This window comes from Bradyrhizobium sp. Ai1a-2 (assembly GCF_000426245.1).
Classification (GTDB): Bacteria; Pseudomonadota; Alphaproteobacteria; order Rhizobiales; family Xanthobacteraceae; genus Bradyrhizobium.
This window is the reverse complement of the sequence record NZ_AUEZ01000174.1, coordinates 1-5,018: the sequence shown is the minus strand read 5'-3', so window position 1 is coordinate 5,018 and position 5,018 is coordinate 1. Positions and strand designations below refer to the sequence as shown.

Genomic DNA, 5,018 nt, shown 5'->3' with positions numbered 1-5,018 from the left:
CGTCCACCGCATCTCACCGCAACGTTCGTGACGATCGCGAGCCGCCCCTCATCCGCCGTGAGACGCGCGGAGTTAAATCACTGATTTGCCCGACGACGAAAGCGGAATGTTTTTGCGTGAAGGGCTGGACGGCCCAAATCATGTTGAAATAGTTCGCGAAATTCGTCCGAGCGCGACTCGGCCACGCCGGGCTCAGGCAGCTTGCGACCGGCCTGGACTATCGGTTCGTCGTGAACGCCGCCTATAACGCCGGTCACGGTTCGGCCCTCCAGGCCGCCTGCGCGCCGAGTTCTGACCAGAGGTGGGTGGCACATGACGTTTCAGGATATCCGCACCGCCGTCCTCGGGCAAAACTCGCTCCGGCCCAATGTCTGGGATCTCGTGGCGCTGCTGCTGTTGATCGGCGTCCTGGTGCTGATCGTCTATGGCGGGCACCAGACGATCGAGCCGCTGTCGGAGCTCGAGCATACGCCTGTTACGCTCGATCCGGGCAATCTTCCGCTCTACGCGCTGCGGACCACGATGCGGATGCTGCTGGCGATCGTTTGCTCGACGATCTTCACTTTCATCTACGCCACGCTCGCCGCCAAGAGCCGGCGCGCGGAGATCGTGCTGATCCCGCTGCTCGACATCCTGCAGTCGGTGCCGATCCTGGGCTTCCTGACCTTCACGGTCGTGTTCTTCATGAACCTGTTTCCGGGGCAGGTGCTTGGCGCCGAACTTGCCTGCGTCTTCGCGATCTTCACCAGCCAGGCCTGGAACATGACCTTCAGCATGTACCAGTCGCTGCGCAGCGTGCCGAAGGATCTCGAGGAAGCGACGCAAAGCTTTCACCTGTCCGGCTGGCAGCGATTCTGGCGTCTCGATGTGCCCTTTGCGATGCCCGGCCTGATCTGGAACGCGATGATGTCGATGTCCGGCGGCTGGTTCTTCGTGGTGGCATCGGAGGCGATCACCGTCGGCAACACGACGGTCACCTTGCCCGGCGTCGGCTCCTATGTCGCGCTGGCCATCCAGCAACAGAACCTGCCGGCGATCGTCTATGCGCTGGCCACCATGCTTCTCGTCATCGTCGCCTATGACCAGCTGCTGTTTCGCCCCATCGTCGCGTGGGCCGACAAGTTCCGCTTTGAGCAGACCGCCTCCGGCGAGCCACCGACGTCCTGGATGCTCGATCTGTTCCGGCGCACGCGCGCGCTGCGCGCATTGACCTATCCGCTCGGCGCCGCGAACAAGGCCATTTCGACCCTGCGCCTCAGCATGCCCGCTGTGCTGCGGCAGCCAGCCAAGAGCGGCCCACCCTCGCGCTTCGTCGACGGTGTATGGGTGGCGGTGGTCGCCGCCGTGACGAGCTACGCCGCCTGGAAGATCTATCAATATCTCTCCGCCACACTCGGCTGGTCAGACGTGACCACCGCCGTCGGATACGGCTTCGTCACGCTCGCGCGCGTGGTCGTGCTGATCGCGCTGGCGACGCTGATATGGGTGCCGATCGGCGTCTGGATCGGACTGCGGCCGAAACTCGCCGAGCGCATACAGCCGCTCGCGCAGTTCCTGGCGGCGTTCCCGGCCAACCTCGCCTTTCCGGTGTTTGTCGTGCTGATCGTGCATTTCGGATTGAGCCCGAACATCTGGCTCAGTCCGCTGATGATCCTCGGCACCCAGTGGTACATCCTGTTCAACGTGATCGCGGGCGCCGCCGCCTTCCCGAGCGATTTGCGGGAGGCCGCCGGCAGCTTCCACCTGAAGGGATGGCGCTGGTGGGTGAAGGTGATCCTGCCCGGCATTTTCCCCTACTACGTCACGGGAGCGATCACCGCGTCGGGCGGGTCGTGGAACGCTTCGATCGTCGCGGAAGTCGCAAGCTGGGGCGACACCCATCTGACCGCCATCGGCCTCGGCTCCTATATCGCACGAGCGACCGAAGCCGGCGACTTTCCGAAGGTCGTGCTCGGCATCGCCGTCATGTGCGTGATGGTGACGCTGTTCAATCGCCTGCTCTGGCGGCAGCTCTATGCCTTCGGCGAACGCCGCCTTCGTCTCGGCTGAAAATCTGGGGGAGCTGCGCTCCCTCTCCCGCTTGCGGGGGAGGGCCGGGGTGGGGGTGCCTCCGCATTGGGACTCCCCGAGTGGAGAGAGCCCTCACCCGGCGCTACGCCATAGCCGAAGCTCTGCTTCGGCGTTCTTTAGAAACGGCCGCCGAAAGGCGGCCTACGCCTCTCCCGCAAGCGGGAGAGGTGAAGATTCAGCCTGATCGGCTCATCGCCCTAACTAGCGTCCCCAACGGTCATCCCAGAGCTTTTCGCCGACCTGGCAATCGATCCTTGGCTCCTTCTCGGCGGCGGGAATGACCTTGTGCTCGGGACTATGTCCGGCCACTTCGAGCACCAGCTTGGCGCGAATGGCTTCCTTGAATCTTTCGCGATCCTTGATTGCCACGACGAAGGAGCCGGGCCCGCCGATGACGCAATCCTCGTAGTACCAATCGAGATTGTCGATATCCATCATCGAATGGGACGGCTCCTTGATCATGATCGGCAGGCCGTTGATGACGATGCCTTTCGCGAGCGCCTGGTCGCGAACGGGCGTGACAGGTGGTCCGTTGTTGTTGGGGCCGTCGCCGGAAATGTCGATGACACGCCGCAAGCCGCGGTTAGGGTCCTCGTCGAACAGCGGCATCCCGAACAGGATGGCGCCCGAAATAGAGGTGCGCGATCCGCGCCGGATCGGCGCCCGCATGATTTCACCGGCGACGGCGTCAGCCGTCTCAGGGCCGTCGATCACCCGCCAGGGAATGATCACCCGTTGGTCGTTGGACGCCGACCATTCGAAGTAGGTCACGGCGATCTTTCCGTTCGGGCCTCCCCTCAGCGCCTGCAGGAATTCCCTGGAAACGATGGCCTGGGCATAGCCCTCGCGCTGCACCGCGAGCTCGTCCGTATCCATGGAATAGGAGACATCGACCGCAATGATGAGCTCGATGTCCACGGAAGGCGGGCCTTGCCGGTCGGCACGTGCCGGTGGCTGACCAGGCGCTGCAGCACCCGCGGCGCCGGCGAGGATGCCGATAGCCAGCACCGCTGCGATCGAGATGCACCATCGCATCGCGGACTCCTTGATCCCTAAAGCGCGATGACTTTTCTACGAATCGTCATCCCGCTTTAGCTCTTTGGTTTGCGCATGATCGTCCTGCGCAAACGCTTCGCGTTTGTCGCGAGGGAAAACCGGTTTCCACTTTTCGAGATCATGCTCGGGCCTCGATGCGATGGTGACACGCAAGTTTGGCAGGGCAAAGCGGAGAGATTGGCGACTCGGTGTCCACATCCCGGAATTCGCCGAGCCGCGACTGCCCAAAAGCGCGCCGCCTTGCCTAACCCGTCCGGAACCGCTGGGCCCCCATTCCGAAACACGGGATTGTGCGTTGCAACACCGCCGATAGATTGCGCCTCCGCAAGAGGAGGCCGCGTGTCTGAAATCAATGCCGAAGCCTGGGTATCGTCAGGCCACCGCCCGATGGGCTTCCCCGAATTCGTGGTTGCGATCGCATCGATCATGGCGCTGAACCCGCTGGCGATGGACATGATGCTGCCGGCGCTGCCAAGCATCGGCGCCGCATTCCAGATTGCCGACGCCAATCATGCGCAGATGGTGCTGTCGACCTTCCTGATCGGCTTCGGCGTCGGACAGTTCGTGATGGGCCCATTGTCGGATCGCTTCGGTCGCCGCCCGGTGCTGCTGGGCGGCATGGCCGTGTACGGTGTCGCGAGCCTGCTTGCGATCGCGGCGTCATCCTTCGAAACGTTGCTATTGGCGCGCGCGCTGCAGGGCCTCGGCACGTCGGCGACGCGCGTCATCGCCACCTCGATCGTGCGCGACTGCTACGCCGGAAGGCGCATGGCGAGCGTGATGTCGCTCGCGATGATGGTCTTCATCGCGGTGCCCGTGGTCGCGCCGTCGCTCGGCCAGGCAGTGCTGCTGCTGACGCAGTGGCGCGGCATTTTCGTTGTGCTGATGCTGTACGGGGTGATCGCGCTGATATGGAGCGCGCTGCGCATGCCGGAAACGCTGCCGGCGGAGCAACGGAAATCGCTTCAGCCTGGCGAGGTGCTTGCCGCCTTCCGGCAGACCATCAGCAACCGCCAGACGCTGGGCTATGCGCTGGCGTGCGGCGGCGTATGGGGCGCGATGTTCGTCTTCGTGTTCTCCTCGCAGCAGGTGTTCACCGATGTCTACCGGCTCGGCCATTATTTCCCGCTCGCATTCGCCGCGATCGCGACCGGCGTCGCCATCGCCGGCTTTCTCAACTCCCGCATCGTCGGGCGCCTCGGCATGCGCGTGATCTCGCACGGCGCATTGGTGGGATTTCTCCTGGTTGCCGCGGCCATGCTGGTGGCGGTCAAGCTGCAGATGCTGCCGTTGCCGTTGTTCATGCTGCTGTCGGCGCTGATGATGTTCACCTTCGGCCTGATGATGGCGAACTTCACGGCGCTTGCCATGGAGCCGCACGGCCACATCGCAGGCACCGCCTCGTCGCTTTACGGATCGATCACGACATTGCTCGCGATCGGCGTCGGCATGGTGATCGGCCAGAGCTATGACGGCACGCTGCTGCCGTTTTCGACCGGCTTCTTCCTCTGCGCGCTGGCGGCGCTTGCCGCCGCGGCCGTGACGGAAAAGGGCCGGCTGTTCAAGCCGCATCACACGACGATGTAGTTGCGCCGTTCGCAGGCGGACTAGGGCTGATGCGCTTTGGTCGAATCAGTCTGTCCGCGTGTTCACCTCTCCCGCTTGCGGGAGAGGCGTAGGCCGCCTTTCGGCGGCAGTTTCTAAAAAACGCCGAAGCAGAGCTTCGGCTATGGCGTAAGCGCCGGGTGAGGGCTCTCTCCACTCGGGGAGTCCCAATGCGGAGACACCCCCACCCCGGCCCTCCCCCGCAAGCGCAGGGCTATCGCATATGGCTGAGGAGCTGCATGAGGAAAGCATCGTCCCAGCCGGCACGTTTGATCTTGAGACGGATG

At 63.8% G+C, this 5,018-nt stretch carries 3 protein-coding genes; 2 read left to right on the top strand and 1 reads right to left on the bottom strand.

Features of this window, described 5'->3' with window-relative positions; genetic code table 11:
• The first annotated feature begins 312 nt into the window (after positions 1 to 312).
• Complete coding sequence (locus K288_RS0142425) at positions 313 to 2,049, top strand: ABC transporter permease subunit (RefSeq protein WP_027584761.1); 1,737 nt, start codon at positions 313 to 315, stop codon at positions 2,047 to 2,049.
• 222 nt (positions 2,050 to 2,271) lie between these two features.
• Here the strand turns inward: K288_RS0142425 and K288_RS0142420 are convergent, their stop codons facing one another.
• Entirely contained in the window at positions 2,272 to 3,105 is an 834-nt protein-coding gene (locus K288_RS0142420) for a DUF1194 domain-containing protein (protein WP_027584760.1), read from the bottom strand.
• Between the two features lie 360 nt (positions 3,106 to 3,465).
• Between K288_RS0142420 and K288_RS0142410 the strand changes: the two genes are divergently transcribed.
• Positions 3,466 to 4,713 carry a multidrug effflux MFS transporter gene (locus K288_RS0142410; RefSeq protein ID WP_027584759.1) on the top strand — a complete coding sequence of 416 codons (1,248 nt, stop codon included), beginning with the start codon at positions 3,466 to 3,468 and terminating at the stop codon, positions 4,711 to 4,713.
• The last annotated feature ends 305 nt before the right edge of the window (positions 4,714 to 5,018 follow it).